This window comes from Enterococcus sp. GPZ-007, from assembly GCF_059374735.1.
Genome location: NZ_JCAFYN010000001.1, coordinates 111,453 through 132,865 on the forward strand (window position 1 = coordinate 111,453; position 21,413 = coordinate 132,865).

Sequence of the window (21,413 nt, forward strand, 5' to 3'; positions counted from 1 at the left end):
AATCCCCCCTTATACCTTCACTTAATTCAACTCATCAAATACAAATTTTTGGATGGCATGGGCAACACCATCGGCCTGATTCGTTCTAGTTACGAAATTGGCTGCTGATTTTACACCATCAGTCGCATTTTCCATTGCTACACCCATCCCTGCATAATTAATCATGGACAAGTCATTGGCTTCATCGCCTAACGCCATCATTTCATTCGCTGTGATTCCTAGATGGTCACCTAAAACGGAAAGTCCAAATGCTTTTGTCACACCTTTAGGCATAAACTCTAATAAATTTGGTCGTGTTTTGAATATTTCAAAACGCTCGTATTCTTCGTTTGGGATCAGCGCCATCTGTTGGTCTAAATAGGCCACGTCGATCGCTGTGACTACCTTATTGTACAATGCGTCGACTTCTAGTGCATCAATGGTCTTTGACACATAGGTCAATGCTTTGTTCATTGTGGGATAGATCGAAGGATGGTCTTTCGATGTCATCAGTTGAAAACATAAAGCATCTGACAATACATCCATTGGCAGATTTAACTTCGTCATCAATTGATAAATGTGCCGCACATCTGCTAATTCCATCGCTGTCTTGCCCAAAATCTCACCTGTGTTTGTTTGGATCAAACCGCCGTTGAACGTGATCGAGTAATCATCCGCATCAAGCAAGTTCAGCTCTGCTAAATAATCTTTGATCGCGATCAATGGACGACCGGTACAGATAACGATCTTCACTCCCCGATCTTTTGCTTTTGCCAATATTTCTTTATTTGTATCCGAGATCGTCTTCGCATCCGTCAACAATGTACCGTCTAAATCAATCGCAATTAACTTTATCATTCTGGTGTATTTCCTTCCTTCACTCGAAATTTCCCATCTTCTTTCACTTCTTCAAGTCGTACCGAAATAATTTTTGAAATACCGGATTCCTGCATCGTCACTCCATAAAGCACATCTGCTGCTTCCATCGTCCCTTTACGGTGCGTCACTACGATGAATTGCGTATCGTTTTGGAAAGCACTCAGATAGCGGCCAAAACGGGCAACGTTCGCTTCATCCAAAGCCGCCTCGACTTCATCCAAGACACAGAAAGGTACAGGGCGTACTTGAATGATTGAGAATAACAACGCGATCGCCGTCAATGCTCGTTCACCACCGGAAAGAAGTGATAAACTCTGTAATTTTTTACCCGGCGGCTGCGCTTCGATCTCAATCCCAGTATTCAATAAATCATCCGGATCCGTCAAGACCAATTCCGCTCGACCACCGCCAAACATATTCGGAAAGACCACGTTGAATTTTTCGCGAATCGCTTGGAACGTCGTATAAAAACGGGTTTTGACTTCATCATCCATCTCATCCATCGTTTCGAACAGCTGCTCTTTCGCCGACAGTAAGTCATCCCGCTGTGTCGTTAAGAAATCATAGCGTTCTTCAACTTGCTGGTATTGTTCGATGGCGTTCAGATTAACTGGTCCTAGTCGATCGATTGCTTGTTTAAGCCTAGTAACCTCGGATTGAGCTTCCTGCTGATCAATTTCAGGATCTGCTTGAGCTTCTGCCCCTTCAAAGGTCAAACTATATTCTTCTTGCAAGTAAGCCAGGGCGTTATCCAGCTTCAGTTCATAACGATTTTTTTGAACATCTGCTTGTGACTGCCGTGCCAACAATTGCTTTTGCTCCCGATTCGCTTCAGTCAGCCCGCTATCCGCCTGATCGACTTGCTGCTGCAAGTTTTGACGGGTTTCTTTCCAGATCGCCAGCTGTTCCTGTAAATGTTCACGAGCAGTGGCTAATTCTGTTAAGCGTTGACTCAAGCTTTCTTCGGATTCTTCATGATCGGAGGAATCGCTGGAAAGTGCCAGTAACTGGTTTTCTAAACTCGCAATCTGCTCATTAATCTCACTGATCTGCTGTTCAAAGCCCAATGCTTGCCGTTCCAAATAAAGCAATCGTTCATCCAATACTGCATAATCCGCTTGTAAACGACTCAACTCAGCGTTGATGCTGGCGCGTTTTTCTTCCAGCTGATCGCTTTCTTCATTCAATTGCTGAATCTCTTGATTGATCTGATCCTGCTGCGTCTTTAATTCGACCTGTTGAAATTCCAATGTTTCTTTTTGTGCCTGATAATCATTCAAGAAGCTTTCCAGCTCTTTGGCCTCATAAGAAAACAAGGTTTGTTCCTTTTGCAAACGTGCGAATTCCGTTTCCACCCGTTCTTCATTGCTTTGGGCTTCCTGATAGGACAAACGTGTTTGCTCGCCTTGCGTCCGCAACGTTTCTAACGCTTCCGTTTGTTCTGCAACTTTTGCCTGCAGATCACGGACAAGTTTTTCTTTTACTTGCAGCGCTTGATTGATTTCTTCATAACGTTTGGTCCATTCGGCCAGTTCATGACCTTGGTTGAATAGATTCCCACGATTTCCTTGCTTCGTTGCGCCACCAGTCATGGAGCCGCCAGCATTCATGACGTCGCCGTCCAGAGAAACCACACGAACTTGATAACGTACCAAGCGGGCAAGCCGATTGGCACTATCCAGATCACGAGCGATCAAAATCGCTCCCAACAGATTCTCCATAACAGGGGCAACATTTTCTGAAAAGGAAACTAAGTCACTAGCAATACCTAAAAAGCCGTCTTCATCTTTGATTGCTTGATAGTGATGCGTACCTAAACTACGTGGTTTGATTGTTGTTAACGGCAGGAACGTCCCCCGACCGCTGCGTTGTTTTTTCAAGAAAGTGATCCCTTGCCGGGCATCTTTTTCATTCTCCACGATGATGTGTTGAGCTGAAGCACCTAACGCAGTCTCGATCGCCAAAGTATATTCCTGCGGCACTTGAATCAACTCTGCCACTGCACCGACGATCCCGCTTAATTGGTCTTTGTGCTGCAAGACACTGCGGACCCCTTGATAAAAGCCGCTGTAATTTTCTTGAATCTCCTGCAGGCTTTTCTGGCGCGCGCGAGCTTGTTGGACTTGGCTCATCATGTCATACATCAACTGCTGTTCCTTTTGCAATTGCTGCTGCGCCGCATTCTTCTCTTCAGCTAAACGACGATAATTTTCTTGCTCTTCCGTTAATTGCGTTTCAAGCGTTTGCGTCTTGGCTTTAGCAGCCGATTGCTGCGCCGTTAACTCTTCTAATTGTTCCCGCAAAGCCTCAAAGCGAGTCACGCTCTGTTGGTTCTTGGCTGTTTCCTGCGTATATTGACGCTCCAAGTATTTTAGTTCATTACTGACATTTGCAGACTCCTGCATCAGCTCTACATAAGTCCCACGCAGATCTTCCAACAGTTCCTTCGGCGATTTTTTGTATTTTTCCGCTTCATTCGTCAGCCGCTGGATTTTCTCTTCTAACGCTGCCTTTTCTGCTTGTTTATCCGTCTGCTGAGCTTGAACTTCTAGTAAATTCTCTTGCGCATCTGCTGTTTTCTTGCGCTGGTCGTTCAATGTTTCCCGATATTCCGCGCTGGTCTTTTGCGTATTTTTCGAACGTTCACTCAATAAGGCTTTTTGACCTTCCGCCTGTTTCAGCGCTTCGGATAAATGCAATAGCTGCTGTTGACCCGTTTCTAATTGTTCATCCAACGAGCCGCGTTTTTCCCGCAGCGTTCCTAATTGCTGCTCCGTTTGCTGGATAAAAAGCCCTTTTTCTTCGACCGTTTTAGATAATACTTCGAAGTCGGTCTTCGCTGATTGCCAAGAATCACGTGTTCGTTTGATTTTAGCTACAGTTAAGCTGACGTCCGTCGCCGTCAGTTCCTTTTTAAGCGCCAAAAACTCCTTGGCTGCTTCACTTTGAGCAGCTAAAGGAGTCAGCTGATCTTCTAATTCATAAATAATGTCTTGAACCCGACTTAGATTATCTTCCGTCTCAAAAAGCTTCTGCTCCGCTTTACGCTTCCGCTGTTTATATTTCAAAACGCCAGCCGCTTCTTCAAAGATTCCACGACGATCCTCTGGTTTGCTGGCGAAGATCGCTTCGACCTTCCCTTGGGATATGATCGAGAATGATTCTTTTCCTAAGCCAGAATCCATGAATAAATCCTGGATATCCTTCAAGCGGCATGCCTTTTTGTTAATGTAGAAGTCACTCTCACCAGTCCGGCGATAACGCCTCGTCACACTGACTTCGCTAAAGCCCAACGGCAAATAATTATCAGTATTGTCTAATACTACCGTCACTTCCGCAATATTCAACTGCTTTCTAGATTCCGAGCCCGCAAAAATAATATCCGGCATCTTACCGCCCCGCAAACTTTTCGCCGATTGCTCTCCTAGAACCCAGCGAATCGCTTCAGTGATATTACTTTTTCCGCTGCCGTTTGGTCCGATGACCGCTGTCACGCCCTGCTCAAATTCGATCTTCGTGCGGTCAGCAAAAGACTTAAAGCCAGCGATCTCAATTCGTTTTAAATACAAAATGTTCCTCCTAAAAATTTCACCAAGAAATGTAAGCTACTTTGCCGCGATTTTGGCTAATGCTTTTTCCGCTGCATCTTGTTCTGCTAATTTCTTCGATTTGCCTTGACCAGAACCAATCAATCGATCATCGGCATACACGTCAATAGTAAAGATTCGTTCATGGGCAGGTCCTTCTTCGTTGACTAAACGATAATCGATCGATACATCCCCGCTTTTTTGCAAGACTTCCTGCAGACGGGTTTTATGATCCATTTCTCGCGTAAAGACACCTGCTTCGATTTTTGGAAAAACAACGGTCTGAATGAAGCGCAATGCCACATCATAACCTTGATCCAAATATAAGGCGCCCAGGAAAGCCTCGAAAAGATCACACAACAAAGCTGCACGATCACGTCCGCCAGAGTTTTCTTCGCCCTTGCCTAACATAATATAATGATCAAAATGACATTCTTTCGCAAATTTTGATAAGCTTTCTTCTCGTACGATTGCCGAGCGCAGACGGGTCAAACGTCCTTCCGGCAACTTTGGATAGTGGTGATACAAATAGTCCGATACCTGAATTTCTAAGACAGCGTCCCCTAAAAATTCTAACCGTTCATTATCTGAAATATTCATATTACGGTGTTCATTCACATATGATGAGTGGGTAAACGCCTGCTCTAATAAGTTCACATCGTGAAAGACGATGTCGTAGTTTTCTTTCAATTCATTGATCAACTGTGTATCCATGGGCTCATTCCTTTTTTTGAGATTTCCATCACGCTTTATTATACTGTTTTTTCTGTGAATTTTAAATCAGAAGTCGTGATAGTAAGAAATTTTCAAAGAATCAGTGAACTTTTTTCTCCTAGCTTCCAAAAAATGCTACAGTAGAAAAAACGACCGGAGGAATTTTGATGGAAAAACTGTCTGACGCATTACTGATCATCGATTTGCAACGGGGAGTATGCTTTGATGGAAAAACGATTGATCATTTCACTGAACTGATTGCTCTAGTTAACCAACGCATCCAGCTTTATCGAAAACAAAAGAAATCAATTATTTTCATCCAGCATTGTGATGAGGACTTAGTGCCAGATTCAGAAGAGTGGGAAATCGTAGTTGAACTAGACCGTGAAGAGCACGATTTCACCGTTCAAAAGACCCATGCGAATTCTTTTTATCATACTGATCTACAAGAAATCTTACTGGAAAAGCAAATCAACAGCCTAGAAATCTGTGGTGCTCAGACTCAGTATTGCATCGACACGACCGTAAAATTTGCTCACGGCTTAGGCTACCAATTGACCATGCTGAAAAACGGTTCTACTACCTATGACAATGATTTTCTTTCAGCCGTTGACACGATTGCTTTTTACGAAAGTATTTGGGATAAACGATTCTTACGGCTCATTAAATAAAATCAGAACCATCCAATAACAAAAAATTATTTCCGATAGGAGGAGTTTTAATGATCAAAAATATTGTGTTTGATTTGGGAAATGTCTTAGTAGATTTTGATCCAGCACGTTTCGTCATGGAGAAAACAGAGGATCCCCAACAGCAGATGCTACTCATGTCCGAAATTTTCGGCTCGGTGGACTGGCTGCGTTTCGACAAAGGATTAATGAACAGAGCGGAACTTTTAGTTTCAGTAAAATCAAGACTCCCAGAAGATTTACATGCTGTCGCCGAAGATTTACTGGCTACTTGGTATAATGGACTGAATTCCATCCCACAAATGGCTGAGCTTCCTCAACGACTAAAAGAAAAGGGGTTGTCTCTTTATATCCTGTCAAACGCACCGAAAGATTACTATTTATATGAAGATAAAGTGCCAAGTCATCATGCTTTTGACGGTATCTTCATCTCCGCAGATTGGAAATTATCTAAGCCTGAACACGAAATTTTCCGAACCTTTTACAGTCACTTTCGGTTAAATCCGGCTGAATGCTATTTTATTGATGATTCAGCGGCAAACATCCTAGCCGCAGAAGAGACCGGTATGTACGGTTTTCACTTTAAAAGAAACTTTTCAGCATTAGAAAAAGAACTGGCTCGACTGGGTCTTTTATAGCCAAAAAAGGTGCATCAGCAGATTGCTGATGCACCTTTTTCTGTTAAGCTTCGTTGTTTTCCATAATGTAATCAACTGCAGCTCCAACTGTTTCAATTTTTTCAGCATCTTCATCAGAAATTTCTGTTCCGAATTCATCTTCCAATTCTAAAACAAATTCCATAATACTGATTGAATCTGCATTTAAGTCGTCTTTGATACTCAATTCAACAGTCACCTTGTCTTTATCAATTTCAAAATGATTTGAAATTATTTCAGCAACTTTGTTAAATACTTCTTCACGAGTCAACAACATTCACCTCCGCCTGATCTACTAATATTCGTCTATGTTCTACCAGAAGGTCACAGTTCATTTTACTGATGTTTGATTGCTTTGTCTACCTTTTTCGGCAAATTGGCGTGGTTCTTATTCTGCTTTGGGCGCTTCAAAAAACTGGACCAATTGTCCAACCACATTTGTATCCAACATCGTATAGATTTGATCAATCGTGTTTGCCACTGCCTCAGGTCCTGTAGAACCATGTGTTTTGATCACAGGGGCTTTAAGTCCGAATAGCACGGCACCGCCATGAGAAGAATAGTCCAATTTATCTTTTAGTCCATACAACGTGTCCTTCAACATTGCCGCACCAAGTTTTCCTTTGACACCTGCGTCATTGATACTACCCTTCAATAAGCCCATCAAGCCCATCGCTGTACCTTCGATCGTTTTTAGAACCGCATTACCGGTAAAGCCGTCTGTTACGACAACATCAGCAGCACCGTTTAGCAGTTCGCGTGCTTCTACATTGCCGATAAAGTTGATGCTTTCTTCCGCCTGCAACAGTTTGAAGGCTTCCTTCGTCAACTCACTACCTTTAGTTTCTTCTGTCCCATTGTTCAACAATCCAACGCGGGGATTCGCAATCCCACGAACGTGCTTGGCATAGAATGAACCCAGAATCGCATATTGATGAATATGCTCAGGTTTATTTTCTGCATTCGCACCGAGATCCAGCATATCAAATCCTTGATCGCTATTTAAAACAGGCAAGGTCGACATTAGACCTGGTCGTTCAATTCCTTTGATCCGTCCGACAACAAACAGACCCGCGGCTAATAACGCGCCAGTGTTTCCTGCTGAAAAAATCGCATCAGCTTTGCCTTCCTTAACTGCTTGGGCAGCTAGAACCATTGAGGCGTTTTTCTTGCGACGGATCGCCTTTACAGGTTCATCGTCACTGTTGATTTTTTCATCTGTATGAATGATCGTAATATTTTTTTCGTTCGTCACATATTGGCGAATCGCATCTTCTTTTCCATATAATTGAAATTCGATCTCTGGATGATTTTTTTGCGCTAGCATTACACCTTCCACGATCGCTTTTGGGGCAAAATCGCCTCCCATTGCGTCTACAGCAATTTTCATGAGAAAAATCTCTCCTTTATAATGAATTCATTTTTCAAGCCGGATACCCTTTCGCTAATAAAAGGGTCTGGCTGCTCTAATTTTTCTACAGTATAGCACAGACTAATCGAAATATGTTTCGCCGGTTTCGGTTGGTTTTAACGTTTGCGCCAAGGGAGCGAAGGCCGGTTGATCTCGCCAGTTTTCCACCTGCCAAATTTGATTTGCTTCGTCTCTGGCAACTTCTAAAACATTTGCGTCGTTCACTAAATCCGCAATCAAAAATTGCGGCAATCCCGATTGACGGAAACCAAAGACTTCACCAGGACCTCGCAATTCTAAATCCTTTTCACTCAACACAAAACCATTGTTGGTTTCAGTCATGATCTTCATCCGCTCTTTACCCATTTCATTTTTCGGACTGGCTACTAAGATACAGTATGACGCATCCGAACCACGACCAACCCGACCGCGCAATTGGTGCAGCTGCGCCAACCCAAAGCGATCCGCGTCCATGATAAACATCACGGTGGCATTGGGGACATTGACACCCACTTCGATAACGGTAGTGGAAACCAAGATTTGGCTTTGATTGTCTTTAAATTCTTCCATAATCATTTCTTTTTCAGCATTCTTCATTTTTCCATGCAAAAGGCTAACTTGGTAAGTTGGCGCATAGTATTCTTTCAAATGCTCATAAATTTCTGTCGCATTTTTTACGTCTAGCGCTTCAGACTCCTCGATCAAAGGACAGATTACATAGAGCTGATGATCCAACTGTAATTCCTGCTTGGCCCAATCCAATGTATGTTCCAACTGTTTTGGCTTGATCCAACTAGTTTTGACCGGAATCCGACCGGCCGGCATTTGATCAATAATTGAGACATCCATCTCACCGTATGCCGTGATTGCCAGTGTCCGCGGAATCGGAGTTGCTGTCATGAAGAGAACATCTGGATGTAATCCTTTTTCCCGCAAAACGCGTCGCTGATTCACTCCGAAACGATGCTGCTCATCAGTAATAACTAGACCAAGATTGGCAAATTGCACATCATCCTGAATTAGTGCATGTGTCCCGATTACGACATCGATCTCGCCGTTCTGTAATCCAGTCAAAATCGCGCGCCGTTCTTTGGTCTTGGTGGAACCAGTCAACAATGCTGTTGTGAGTTCTAACGGATCAAACAATTGATTCAAACTCTCTAAATGCTGCTGTGCCAAAATTTCTGTCGGCACCATCAAGGCCCCTTGGAATCCTGCTGTCATCGTAGCATATAACGCAATCGCCGCAACGACTGTTTTCCCGCTCCCGACATCTCCTTGCAGTAACCGCTGCATATGCTTCTTGCTCCGCAGATCATAGCATATCTCATTGGTAACCCGTTTTTGAGCATCAGTTAATTCGAAGGGCAGCTTTTGCGTGAATTGCTTCAAACGTTCCACATCGTACCGGATCGCGATCCCATTTTTCTCACTGCGCTCACTCTTCTTTAAGCCCTGCATTCGCATTTGGAAGAGGAAAAACTCTTCAAAAACCACGCGACGTTTAGCCTGCTGATTTTCTTTCGGATCTTTTGGGAAATGCATCGCCCGCATTGCTTGCTTCCGCGGCATTAAGCGATATTTTTCTAATAAATAATCCGGCAAATTTTCCGTTACCTGATCACCAAATTTTTCAAAGCCGACTTTGATCAAATCGACTAGTGTACTTTGACGGATCGATTTAGTCACATGATAAATCGGTGCATACTCTTCCGTCTGCTTGCCGCCAAGAATTTTCATCCCAGTCAACGACTTGCGTTTGGCATCCCATTTCCCGTAAACCGCCAACTCTTCGCCGACTTCGACTTTGTCTTTTAAATAAGGCTGATTAAAAAAGGAGACCATGAAGACCGCGTGATCCTGCATCATTCGAAACTGCAGCCGACTCTTTTTGTAACCAAAACGACTAACCACCGGCGCAGAAACGATTACACCTTTTAGAGTGACTTTTTCTTGATCATTAATCTCTAATAGATTTTTCTCCTGAATGTCCTCGTAGCGAAAAGGATAGTAACTTAACAGTTCCTCGATCGTCACAATTCCCAATTCAGCTAAGGTTTGTGCGCGCTTCGGCCCTACACCAGGCAGCACCGATACAGATTCTTGAATCGTCATAAACAACCTCCTTCCATTTAAAATACGTTTCTCGTCATTCATATCATTGCACAAAGTATCTTTAACAAGAACTTGTTTAAATCATTGCTTTACTAAACAAATGAGGAGCGAGCCAGATATACTTGGCTCGCTCCCTCCGACTTTTTTCTAAATTATTCTGCTGAAAGCAAGTATGGATAGACTGGTTGTTTTCCTTCGTGGATCTCAACTTCCAAGTCTGGATAGCCTGCTTCGACTGCTTCGCTTAATTTTTCAGCTTCGGCTTGTGTGCCTTCTTCACCAACGATAATGGTGATGATCTCGATATCTTCACTGATCATTTTGTTCAAAGTATCTAAAGTCGCTTGGTATCTATCGGCTTCAGAAAGAACAATTTTACCATCGACCATGCCTAAATAATCGCCTTCGTGGATCTCAACGCCATCGATTGCTGTATCACGGATTGCATTGGTGATTTGTCCACTGACAACAGAATCCAGCATTTCAGTCATTGCTGATTTGTTGTCTTCCAAGCTTTGATCGCCATTGAAGGCCAGCATCGCTGTCATTCCTTGAGAGACGGTTTTACTTGGTACGACCGCTACAGGGATATCGGCAACTTCTGCCGCCTGATCAGCCGCCATAAAGATATTTTTATTATTCGGCAAAACGATTACTTGATCGGCATTGACCTCTTTAATTGCTTTTAGAATATCTTCGGTACTTGGGTTCATCGTTTGACCACCACTGATCACGTACGCTGCTCCAAGACTCTTGAATAATTCTTGCACACCTTCACCTGCCGCAATAGCGATCACTGCATAAGGCTTATGTTCCGCTGGTGCTGCCTCGAAAGCCGCAACTTCTTCATCATGCTCCAAGATCGTTTCATGCTGTTGACGCATATTGTCGACTTTGACCTTGATCAGAGCACCAAATTTTTGGCCATAATTCATGACTTCCCCTGGATGCTCAGTATGCACATGAACTTTGACAATTTCGTCATCATTAACGACTAATAATGAATCACCGATACCATCTAAATAGTTACGGAATGTATCATAGTCAAAGTTGCTGTCAACAGTTGGTCCTTCGCCAAGACGAACCATAATCTCAGTACAATAGCCAAACTTGATGTCCGCTGTTGCTAATTGACCTTGAACACTGCGGTGATGTTCGGCATTAACCATTTCATCCATTTCAGCTGGACTTGGTTCATACGTGTCATCTACTTGGAATTCGCCATTTAACGCGCTTAAGAAGCCTTCATAAATGAACAATAATCCTTGACCGCCGCTATCTACTACGCCAACTTCTTTCAAGACTGGCAGCATGTCTGGTGTTTTATCCAATGCTTTTTTCCCATATTTAACGACTGCTGTCATCACTTCGATCACGTCATCCGTTTGTCTAGCTTTGCGTTCGCCGGCTTTCGCTGATTCGCGCGCAACAGTCAAAATCGTTCCTTCTACGGGTTTCATCACTGCTTTATAAGCAGTTTCCACTCCGTGAACCAGCGCTTTTGCTAAATCTTCAGCATTTAATGTATTAACATCCAAAATCGCTTTAGAAAAACCCCGGAATAATTGAGATAGGATTACGCCAGAGTTTCCACGTGCTCCCATTAATAGACCTTTTGCTAAAACGTTAGCCAATTCGCCAACTTTTTCAGAAGCGGAATTGACCACAGCAGTTGCACCGCTGGTCATTGATAAATTCATATTGGTCCCAGTATCGCCATCGGGCACTGGAAAAACATTTAATGAATTGACATATTCTGCATTGACTTGCAGACGTTTAGCGCCAGCCTCTACCATTTCTTGGAATTGACTCGCGCTGATTTCTGTTACCTTCACTTACTTAGTCCTCCTTAAGAACGCTGCCTTTAGTCAGGCAGAACACGTACACCTTGAACATAGACATTCACTGAGTTGGCTGTAACCCCTAGCATCGTTTCCAAATTGTATTTCACTTTTTCTTGGACATTGCGCGATACTTCTGAGATCTTCGTGCCGTAGCTGACGATCGTATAGACGTCGACTGCGATTCCGTTCTCTTCTTGACGTACAACGACGCCGCGTGAATAATTTTCTTTTCTTAAAATCTCTGTGATATTGTCTTTGATTTGATTTTTGCTAGCCATACCGACGATACCAAACACGTCAGTAACTGCACCGCCGACAACCGTCGCGATGACGTCGTTTGAAATTTCGATCATACCAGTCTGTGTATTAATTTTCACAGCCATAGTTGTTAGCCTCCTTAAATAGGCCTATTCGCCCATTTTTTCTACTATAATAGTTTATCATAGCCCTATGACAAATAAAAGAAAGTTCCATTGCGATTTGCTGATAGGGCACTCCCTGCTCGCCGCAAGTTTCTGCTAACTTTCTTACATCAAAACTTTTGCTAAAAAATTTTACGCTAACAGAGTATAATTTACCTGCAAATCCTTAGATTGTCAATCTTTCTAAAAAAATTTGCTTGCTAATCTTGCTAATCTATGCTATTTTATTTTAGTATGAGCCAAAGAAGCGCTCCAATATCAAGGCTAAAGGAGGAAATATCACATGGCAAAAGTTTGCTATTTTACTGGTCGTAAAACAAGTAGCGGAAACAACCGTTCTCACGCTTTGAACGCTACTAAACGTACTGTAAAACCTAATTTGCAAAAAGTTCGCGTATTAATCGACGGAAAACCTAAAAAAGTTTGGGTTTCAGCTCGTGCTTTGAAATCTGGAAAAGTTGAGCGCGTTTAATAGTATCCAATCAAACCGTTCATTTCGAGCGGTTTTTTATTTTGTCGATTTTTACTTACAAAGATGGCATTTTTTGATGTCACTTTAAGAAACTGACTCCCTTTATACATATCATTGAGCCGATCATATCGGCTCTTTTTCACATTGTCATTTATAATTAAATGTTCTCACTTTTAAATTCTTAGGTCGAGTTTCACACCTCTTTCACATTATTTTCGTTACTTGTATGGTAAAATTTGAATAATCTGTTGAAAGAAGTTTGGTGAATTTTTATATGAAAAACTATCTTAAAGAAAACCGTTGGTATTTATTGGCCAGTTTCTTCCTGCCTTTCCTGCTCATGGTGATCGTTTATTTGACGATCGGGATTTATCCTGGATCAAGCCGCAGTATTTTAGCCAGCGATGCTTTTTCACAATTTTCGAATTTCCACGCAAGTTTTAGGAATATGCTGTTAGGCAAGCAAGGCCTTTTATATAATTGGAATGCCTCTATGGGGCTGAATTATCTATCATTAGTATCCTATTATCTCGGTGGTTTCTTTACCCCGCTGGTAATTTTCTTCCCCAACCAACTAATGCCTGATGCTCTGTATTTTTTGACTCTGTTAAAGATCGGCTCAGCCGGACTAGCATTTTGGTTTTACGCCAAGGGCAGTTTTAAGCTGCCAAATTGGTCGCGGGTAGCACTAAGCGTCACCTATGCCTTAATGTCCTTTGCCATCGCCCATTCTGAGATCATCATGTGGCTGGACGCGTTTGTTTATCTGCCTTTGATTATCTGGGGCATCAATCGTGTCATGGACTTGAAAAAGCCGACTGTACTGTTTGTTTCCTATTTAATGTTGTTTTTGACCAGTTTTTATATGGGCTTTATGATTGGCGTTTTCTCGGTACTGTATTTTATCGCCCGTTTAATCACAAATTGGAAGGTATATAAAAAAAGTATCATCCCTTACGGCTTCACCTCGTTGTTGGCAGGATTTGCTTCCATGATTATGATCCTACCGTCGATTTTGGATTTACGCGCCAATGGTGAAGAATTATCGACCATCTCAACTTTTAGGACCGAAGCAACGAACTGGTGGGATTTTATTGCTAAAAATTTAATCGGTTCGTATGATACAACAAAGTATGGTTCGATCCCGTTTATTTACATTGGTCTGTTGCCATTAGCTTTCTGTCTGTTTTTCTTTATCTGCAAAAAGATTCCTTGGAAGAATAAAATCGCTTATGGCGCGGTTGCCGCGATCTTGATCGCAAGTTTCTATATCCAGCCAATGAATTTATTTTGGCATGGAATGCACGCGCCCAACATGTTCTTGTTCCGCTATGCCTACTTGCTATCATTTTTAGTAATCACACTAGCTGCCTGGGGCTGGGAAAAATTGGAGCGGGAGAATCTTTTACAATTGGTCGCCGCCTGTCTGCTGCTGATCGCTGTCTTCGCGATTTTCTGGGGTATGAAGGGCAAAGACTATAATTACCTTAAAAACATCTCGTTTTATATCACGATTGCTTTCTTGGCTGTCTATGCGTTAGTCTTTACAGCTCATCATTTCAACAAGATTCCGCTGAAAGTACTTAGTGTCCTGCTGCTGCTTTTGATGTGTTCCGAAGCCTTTATCAATAGCAGCTTTATGACACGCGGTATTTTGAAGGATTGGAATTACGCGTCACGCAGTCTTTATACCGAACCTTATCCTTCGATCAAAGCCTTAGTTGACGAAACGAAGGACGATAATAAAAATTTCTATCGGATGGAAAATTTGGATCCTGTTTCCTCCAATGATGCCTTTAATTATGGTTATAGCGGCATCAGCATGTTTTCTTCGATCCGTAACCGGCATTCTTCCGGCTACATGGATCAACTAGGCTTTCGTTCACGAGGAACCAGTCTGAATATCCGTTATCAGAACAACACCCTGTTAGCGGATGCCTTCACGGGAATCAAATACAATATTGCTAAGGCCAAGAACTTGAATAAGTACGGCTTTACAAAAACAAAGAGCGTTGGCGAGTACAATCTTTTCGAGAATAATTATGCTCTGCCATTAGCTTTTACCGCACCACAGAGTATCGATAAATTACAGCCTTCGCCAAATGATAATCTTGGTACACAAACACAACTATTCAATGCGTTATCGCAAGAGCAGTTCCAATACTTCCAGTTCCTACCGATCACGCAAATAGATACAAAAAACGCCAACGTCACTAACGCTGGCAATATCACGACCATTACCGAAAAACAAGGAAACGTTGCAAAAGATGTTACTTGGAAGGTTCAGGTCCCAGCGAATACACAGGCTTACTTAAGTCTCTATCCTTACGACTTTGCTGAATTAGAAAGCTCGACAGCGACGGTCACAACTAACGGGCAAACACGGCAGGCTCAAATCGGAATCAGCGGTCAGTATTACGACTTAGGCTATTATCAAGAGTCAACAATGGTCACCTTTACTGCCAGCTTCTATGGAACAAAATCCATCAGCTTCCAGAACCCGCAAGTATTAGCTTTAGATACAGTAGCCTATCGCCTAGCCGTAGACAAGATCAAGGACAACGGCGTGGATATGAAGGTCGGCCAGCACAGTGCTGAAGGAACGGTCAATGTCAAAGAAGCGCAAACCTTGATCACGACGATTCCCTACGATGAAGGCTGGACGGCTAAAATCGATGGAAAGAAAGTCGACACGAAAGCCTTCCAAAACGCCTTTGTCAGCATCCATGTGCCAAAAGGCAAACACAAAGTTACCTTTAGCTATATGCCGAAAGGGTTTATCCCCGGAGCGATCTCTTTCGTAGTCGCAATCGGTATGTTTATCCTTTATCTGCGATCATTAAAACCTAAGAAAACACATCAGCATTAAAAAACAGGAGGCTCAGCTCGAGTCTCCTGTTTTGCATTTTCCAAAAAGCTATTTAGATTTGATATAGTTGACGCCACCCGCCTTTGGTCCTGTTGCCTTTCCTAAGAAGACTACCAAAACAAGGATCGTCAGTACATATGGTGCAGACTGCAGATAGACATCTGGAATCTGTGAAATAACCGGCAGATTTGCTCCGGCGATACTCAAGTTTTGAGCAAACCCAAAGAACATCGCGGCTCCCATCGCCCCTAGCGGATTCCACTTACCAAAGATCATCGCTGCCAGTGAAATGAATCCTTGTCCGGCAATCGTCGTAATCGCGAAACGTCCGGCAATTGATTGAGCAAATACCGCACCGCCCATCCCGCCAAGGAAACCTGAGATCAGTACGCCAGCATAACGCATCCCATAGACATTGATTCCCAATGTATCCGCCGCCTGCGGATTTTCCCCTACTGATCGCAAACGCAAACCGAATTTGGTTTTATAAATAATGAACCAAGCAACCAGTGCCATAGCAATGGCAAAATAGGCTGGCAAGCTGGTCTTATTGAAGAACAATTCACCAATGATCGGAATCTTGCTTAATCCCGGAAAATCAAAATAACCAAATTGTTCTTGAATCGTATCTGTCTGTCCTTTGCCATAAAGAACCTTGATCAAAAAGATCGTTAACGGCGGAGCCAGCAAATTCATGACCGTTCCGCTGATGACATGATCCGCTCGAAAGTTGACTGTTGCTATCGCATGAAGCAGCGAAAACAGCATCCCAGCGATCCCCCCGACTAAAACACCTAGCCAAGGAGTCAGCGCTCCGAACTGATCGGCAAAACTCAAATTAAAGATCACCGAACTAAAAGCACCAGTAACCATGATTCCTTCCAACCCAACGTTTACAATCCCACTCCGTTCTGAGAAAACACCGCCTAGAGCTGTTAAAATTAACGGAGCAGAATAAACAAGAGTTTGCGAAATCAGCGAGCTTAATAATTGAATGTTCATTCCAAATCAACTCCTTCTTGCTTTAACGACTGTATCTTTACTTCTTCCACCTTTTTCTCCGCTTTTTTATTTACCTGAACTTTTGTCAAAGCAACTCGCACCACATAATTGATCCCGACGAAGAAAATAATCAAAGGAATCACGCTATTAGCCAACTCACTGGGAACTCCCGCAAATTGCATGCCTTGTCCGCCAAGTTTTAAAATACTGAATAATAAGGCTGACAATAGAATCCCGACTGATCCGCCATTTCCTAATAAAGAAACAGCCATCCCATCAAACCCAATACTGATAGATGAACCTTGAACAAAATAATTTCCAAAAGTTCCTAATCCTTGGACCACACCACCCAATCCTGCCAATAGCCCTGAGATCATCATCGAGATCACAATTGTTCGCTTGCTGCTCATCCCAGCATATTCAGAGGCAAAAGGATTAATCCCAACAGAACGGATCTCAAATCCTAAAGTAGTTCGTTTCATCAAAAACCAAACCAACCCTAAAAAGATCAAGGCCAAAACAAATCCCATGTTGACCCGGGAACCGCCGAAAAGATTCGTTAGCCATGGTTCTCGCAGTAATCCATTTGCCCCGACGATTTTTGTAACACCCTTATTAGAAATAATTTCCGGTGACATAACATTATTTACTATATGATTGGCTGTATACAGCAACACGTAATTCATCATAATAGTGATAATTACTTCACTCGTTCCGAAATAAGCTCGTAATAAACCTGGGATCGCCGCCGCTAAGCCACCAGCCAACATCCCTGCAATAATCGCTAATGGTACAACGACTAATTTAGGCGCTGTCGGCATACTCAACGCGACCCAGATACTTGCTACCCACCCACACAAAGCCTGCCCAGACAGCCCAACATTAAAGAAGCCTGCTGAATTTGCTACCGAGAAGCCCAGAGCCGTAAAAATCAGAGGACCTGCACCAACTAATATTTCACCGATCGAGATACTGCTTTGGAATGCCGAGCGGAACATCGCTTGATACCCCATGACCGGATTATACCCCGTCACCAACATCAGTAATCCGCCAAGCAAGAACCCAAGGATCACTGAAATAATCGGAACTAAAGCATTTCTGATCTGTTCTGAACGATCATTCATTAGTTTCACCAACCTTTACTAACTCTTTTCGTGCATCTTCCAAACTATAGCCGGCCATCAATAAGCCCAACTCATTTTCCGAGGTTTCCTTTGGATCCACGATCCCAACGATCTCACCGGCGTGGATAACGGCAATACGATCAGAGACATTTAGAATTTCATCCAGTTCAAAGCTGATCAGCAGGACACCTTTATTTTTATCACGTTGTTCTACCAAACGCTTATGAATATATTCGATCGCCCCGACATCTAAACCGCGCGTTGGTTGGGCTACGATCAAAAGCTCTGGATCACGATCAACTTCACGAGCGATGATCGCCTTTTGCTGATTTCCGCCAGACAAGGAAGCAGCCGGTGCTTGTTCACTAGTCGTCCGCACATCGTACTCTTCAATCAAACGATTAGCATATTTTTGAATTTCGCCAAAGTTTAAAATACCGTTTTTACTGAATGGTTCATGATAATAAGATTGCAGCGCAATATTTTCAGACAGTGGCAAAGGCAGAACCAAGCCGTATTTATGTCGGTCCTCTGGTACATGTCCAACGCCCATCTCGGTGATTTCTCTTGGCTTATTATTCGTGGCATCTTTGCCATTGATGGTGATCGTGCCGCTTTCGATTTTACGTAACCCAGTCAATGCTTGGATCAATTCTGATTGTCCGTTGCCATCAATGCCGGCGATCCCTAAAACTTCCCCACGATGTACCTCTAAGCTTAAATTTTTGACCGCCTCAAGTCCGCGGCTTTCTTTTACAACTAGATCTTTGACCGACAGAATGACTTCGCCAACATTAGCTGCTTGTTTGTCTGTTTTAAATGAAACTGAACGCCCCACCATCATATCGGCCAATTCCTGTGAGCTAACATCTCTTACATCAACAGTTCCGATATAACGCCCGCGACGAATAACAGAGCAGCGATCCGCCACCTTTTTAATTTCATCAAGCTTGTGGGTGATCAAGATGATCGACTTACCTTCTTTGACTAAGGTCGCCATAATCTCGATCAGCTCATCAATCTCCTGAGGCGTCAAAACAGCTGTTGGCTCATCAAAAATCAACACGTTCGCACCGCGATACAACGTTTTTAAAATCTCCACCCGCTGTTGCATCCCAACTGAAATATCCCGAACATAAGCATCTGGATCGACCTGCAAGCCATAATCATTCGATAAACGAGTAATTTCTTCCTTGGCTTTTTGCGTATTCAACACACCGTTAGTGCTAAGTTCACTGCCTAAAATAATATTTTCTGTTACCGTAAAAGCATCAACCAGCATAAAATGCTGATGGACCATCCCGATTCCCAATTGATTCGCTCTAGTTGGACTCGTGATCTTGACTGCCTGACCATCCATATAGATTTCACCGGAAGTCTGCTGCAATAATCCTGACAGTATATTCATCAACGTTGACTTACCAGCGCCATTTTCGCCTAGTAAGGCGTGGATCTCACCTTTACGAATTTTCAGATTGATGTCATCATTCGCTTTGAAATCGCCAAATCGCTTGGTGATATGGCGCATTTCTATGACATAGTGTTCTTCTGCCACTTTATTTCACACCTCTCCTGTTTAAAAAATGCCCGCCAAAATTACTGGGCACGATCAGACTAATCTTCCGGTGTTTCCGGAACCTTTACATCACCAGCGATAATTTGTTCTTTGGCATCTTTTACGGCAGTTTTTGCTTCATCGCTCAAATAACCATCGGTCATTTCCACACCGCCATCTTTCAAACCAAATGATAAGTGTTTGCCGCCAGGGAAATTACCATCAAGCGCACGGGTTGAGATATCCTGTACGACTACACCAACAGATTTGATGGTTGAAGTAAGACAGAAGTTGCTTTCTTTGCCATCTTTAGATTTATAGGTTCCTTCATCTTGCTGATCACGATCCACACCTAGTACCCAAACCTTATCCGCTTCATTTTTATCCTGATTTAGGGCCTTCGCTTCTGAGAATACTCCTGCGCCAGTTCCGCCAGCCGCTTGATAGATAATATCTGCACCGTTTTGATAAATATTCGCTGCTAAAGCTTTGCCTTTAGCCGGATCGCCGAAGGAAGCTGCATACTTCACATCAACCGAAATATCTTTGTTTAATTTCTTCGCAGTATCTTTTACACCTTTAGTAAACCCGGCTTCATAACGATCGATTACTTTGCCTTCTTCCCCGCCAATAAAACCAACTTTGTTTGTCTTCGTCGTGTAGGCAGCAGACACTCCGGCAATATAACCAACTTCGTTATCTCTGAAGGTAGCCGAAACGACATTATCCTTCCCTTCGATCACTGTATCAATAATGACAAAATTGGTATCAGGATTTTGTCCTGCAGCTGCTTCGATCGAATCCGCTAATAAATAACCAATCCCAAAGACAGTCTTGAAGCCATTCGACACAGCCGTATCAATGTTAGAAGCGAACTGTGCGATCTCATTAGATTGAATATAGTCATATCCGCCGATTCCGCGTTTGAATTTTTGCTCTTTGCCCCATTTTTGCAAACCTTCCCAAGCAGATTGGTTGAAGGATTTATCATCAACACCACTAACATCTGTAACCATCACAACACTGTGATCTGCATCTTCTTTGCCCGATGACGCACTGCTCTTATTACCGCCGCCGCACCCGCTAAAGGTCAGTAAAGCAGCCATTCCAACAACACCTAAAGAAAAAAGTTTCGTTTTTTTCATTTAAAAAATCCTCCTCTTATTTGATAGCGCTTTCTTATTATTGTAATTTTATGGTTAAATTAGTTCTTCGATTCTTGGCATCGCACTTTGCGCACCTAATCCTTGGACCGTTTTACTGGCTGCAAGATTAGCAAACTTGATCGCTGCTTCCAGCTCTTGGTCTTTGGCATAGGCAACGGCAAATGCTGCATTAAATGTATCGCCGGCTCCTGTCGTATCAACAACTGAAACCTGATAGCTTGGCACTTCAATCAGCTTTTCACCGTTGTAATAACGAACACCTTTAGACCCATAGGTCATAATGATTTGATTGGGATGCTCCTGCAAAACAGTCTGAACATCCTGTTGAAACAATTGATTGATCTCAATCTCATTTGGTGTTAAAAATGCTACTTTAGCTAAATATTCTGACTCGATCTCTGGCGTGGGCGCAGGGTTCAATACTAGACAGACGTTATTTTCAACACAAAAATCAATCAAGTATTTATTCGCCTCGATCGGAATCTCACATTGAGCGATCACGATATCCGCTGCCAAAATTTGCGCTTTATTTTCATCAATCAATGAACGATCAACGCAAGCATTCGCCCCTTGAACGAGAATGATCGAATTATCATTTTCTGCGATTGTGATGTACGCCACACCTGTCGGCTCTGAAACTTTTTTGATACATGACGTATCGACATTATTCTCTTTAAAGTTTTTCAAGATAATCTCGCCGTAAGCATCTTCACCAACACAGCCGATCATCGTCACGTCCGCTCCTAATCGCGCTGCCGCGACAGCCTGGTTCGCGCCTTTTCCGCCTGGCAGCATTTTACTGTCTGTTCCAAACATCGTCTCGCCGACTTCAGGAAAACGTTCCGCTTGAACGACTAAGTCCAAATTAATGCTCCCAACAACCACGACTTTCATTTAACTCACTCCTCTTTCCATCTCTTAAACCGCTT

Annotated in this window: 17 protein-coding genes; 4 read left to right on the forward strand and 13 right to left on the reverse strand. The window is 42.9% G+C overall.

Annotated features, from left to right (window positions below; genetic code table 11):
• Window positions 1–21 precede the first annotated feature (21 nt).
• From AC4J95_RS00465 to rnc, 3 genes are read right to left on the reverse strand one after another with little or no spacing between them, the layout of a single operon-like run.
• The gene (locus tag AC4J95_RS00465) at window positions 22–837 is read right to left on the reverse strand and encodes a Cof-type HAD-IIB family hydrolase (RefSeq protein ID WP_494548179.1); all 816 of its coding nucleotides are present in this window, start codon (window positions 835–837) and stop codon (window positions 22–24) included.
• Window positions 834–4,427, reverse strand: a complete 3,594-nt coding sequence (smc, locus tag AC4J95_RS00470; protein ID WP_494548180.1) for a chromosome segregation protein SMC — start codon at window positions 4,425–4,427, stop codon at window positions 834–836. Before smc ends, AC4J95_RS00465 begins: the two co-directional genes overlap by 4 nt.
• A 36-nt stretch (window positions 4,428–4,463) precedes the next feature.
• Window positions 4,464–5,159 carry a ribonuclease III gene (gene rnc, locus AC4J95_RS00475; protein ID WP_494548181.1) on the reverse strand — a complete coding sequence of 232 codons (696 nt, stop codon included), beginning with the start codon at window positions 5,157–5,159 and terminating at the stop codon, window positions 4,464–4,466.
• A gap of 167 nt (window positions 5,160–5,326) precedes the next feature.
• Here rnc and AC4J95_RS00480 point away from each other — a divergent pair, with 167 nt between their 5' ends.
• Both AC4J95_RS00480 and AC4J95_RS00485 read left to right on the forward strand, forming a co-directional pair.
• Window positions 5,327–5,830, forward strand: a complete 504-nt coding sequence (locus AC4J95_RS00480) for a cysteine hydrolase family protein (protein WP_494548182.1) — start codon at window positions 5,327–5,329, stop codon at window positions 5,828–5,830.
• A gap of 50 nt (window positions 5,831–5,880) precedes the next feature.
• A complete protein-coding gene (locus tag AC4J95_RS00485; protein WP_494548183.1) occupies window positions 5,881–6,486 on the forward strand; it encodes an HAD family hydrolase in 606 nt (201 codons plus the stop codon).
• 43 nt (window positions 6,487–6,529) lie between these two features.
• On the opposite strand, the gene acpP is transcribed toward AC4J95_RS00485, so the two are convergent.
• The 5 genes from acpP to AC4J95_RS00510 all read right to left on the reverse strand — a co-directional run bounded on the left by acpP (window position 6,530) and on the right by AC4J95_RS00510 (window position 12,257).
• Window positions 6,530–6,775, reverse strand: coding sequence for an acyl carrier protein (gene acpP, locus AC4J95_RS00490; protein ID WP_494548184.1), 246 nt, complete (start codon window positions 6,773–6,775; stop codon window positions 6,530–6,532).
• A 117-nt stretch (window positions 6,776–6,892) separates the two neighbouring features.
• On the reverse strand, window positions 6,893–7,894 hold the full coding sequence (plsX, locus tag AC4J95_RS00495) for a phosphate acyltransferase PlsX (RefSeq protein ID WP_494548185.1): 1,002 nt from the start codon (window positions 7,892–7,894) through the stop codon (window positions 6,893–6,895).
• Between the two features lie 102 nt (window positions 7,895–7,996).
• A complete protein-coding gene (recG, locus tag AC4J95_RS00500) occupies window positions 7,997–10,030 on the reverse strand; it encodes an ATP-dependent DNA helicase RecG (protein ID WP_494548186.1) in 2,034 nt (677 codons plus the stop codon).
• Between the two features lie 152 nt (window positions 10,031–10,182).
• Entirely contained in the window at window positions 10,183–11,865 is a 1,683-nt protein-coding gene (locus AC4J95_RS00505) for a DAK2 domain-containing protein (RefSeq protein ID WP_494548187.1), read from the reverse strand.
• Between the two features lie 29 nt (window positions 11,866–11,894).
• Window positions 11,895–12,257, reverse strand: coding sequence for an Asp23/Gls24 family envelope stress response protein (locus tag AC4J95_RS00510; protein WP_010742791.1), 363 nt, complete (start codon window positions 12,255–12,257; stop codon window positions 11,895–11,897).
• A gap of 322 nt (window positions 12,258–12,579) precedes the next feature.
• On the opposite strand from AC4J95_RS00510, the gene rpmB reads away from it, so the two are divergent.
• A complete protein-coding gene (gene rpmB / locus AC4J95_RS00515; protein WP_494548188.1) occupies window positions 12,580–12,768 on the forward strand; it encodes a 50S ribosomal protein L28 in 189 nt (62 codons plus the stop codon).
• Between the two features lie 274 nt (window positions 12,769–13,042).
• Window positions 13,043–15,637, forward strand: a complete 2,595-nt coding sequence (locus AC4J95_RS00520) for a YfhO family protein (RefSeq protein ID WP_494548189.1) — start codon at window positions 13,043–13,045, stop codon at window positions 15,635–15,637.
• A gap of 48 nt (window positions 15,638–15,685) precedes the next feature.
• Here AC4J95_RS00520 and AC4J95_RS00525 read toward each other — a convergent pair whose 3' ends face one another.
• The 5 genes from AC4J95_RS00525 to rbsK form a co-directional block, all read right to left on the reverse strand.
• A complete protein-coding gene (locus tag AC4J95_RS00525; protein WP_494548190.1) occupies window positions 15,686–16,639 on the reverse strand; it encodes an ABC transporter permease in 954 nt (317 codons plus the stop codon).
• The gene (locus AC4J95_RS00530; protein ID WP_494548191.1) at window positions 16,636–17,763 is read right to left on the reverse strand and encodes an ABC transporter permease; all 1,128 of its coding nucleotides are present in this window, start codon (window positions 17,761–17,763) and stop codon (window positions 16,636–16,638) included. Before AC4J95_RS00530 ends, AC4J95_RS00525 begins: the two co-directional genes overlap by 4 nt.
• Window positions 17,756–19,291, reverse strand: a complete 1,536-nt coding sequence (locus AC4J95_RS00535) for an ABC transporter ATP-binding protein (RefSeq protein ID WP_494548350.1) — start codon at window positions 19,289–19,291, stop codon at window positions 17,756–17,758. Before AC4J95_RS00535 ends, AC4J95_RS00530 begins: the two co-directional genes overlap by 8 nt.
• An 86-nt stretch (window positions 19,292–19,377) precedes the next feature.
• Entirely contained in the window at window positions 19,378–20,463 is a 1,086-nt protein-coding gene (locus tag AC4J95_RS00540; RefSeq protein WP_494548192.1) for a BMP family lipoprotein, read from the reverse strand.
• Between the two features lie 54 nt (window positions 20,464–20,517).
• Window positions 20,518–21,378 (reverse strand): ribokinase, encoded by an 861-nt coding sequence (gene rbsK, locus AC4J95_RS00545; protein ID WP_494548193.1) that lies wholly within the window; start codon window positions 21,376–21,378, stop codon window positions 20,518–20,520.
• Window positions 21,379–21,413: the final 35 nt, after the last annotated feature.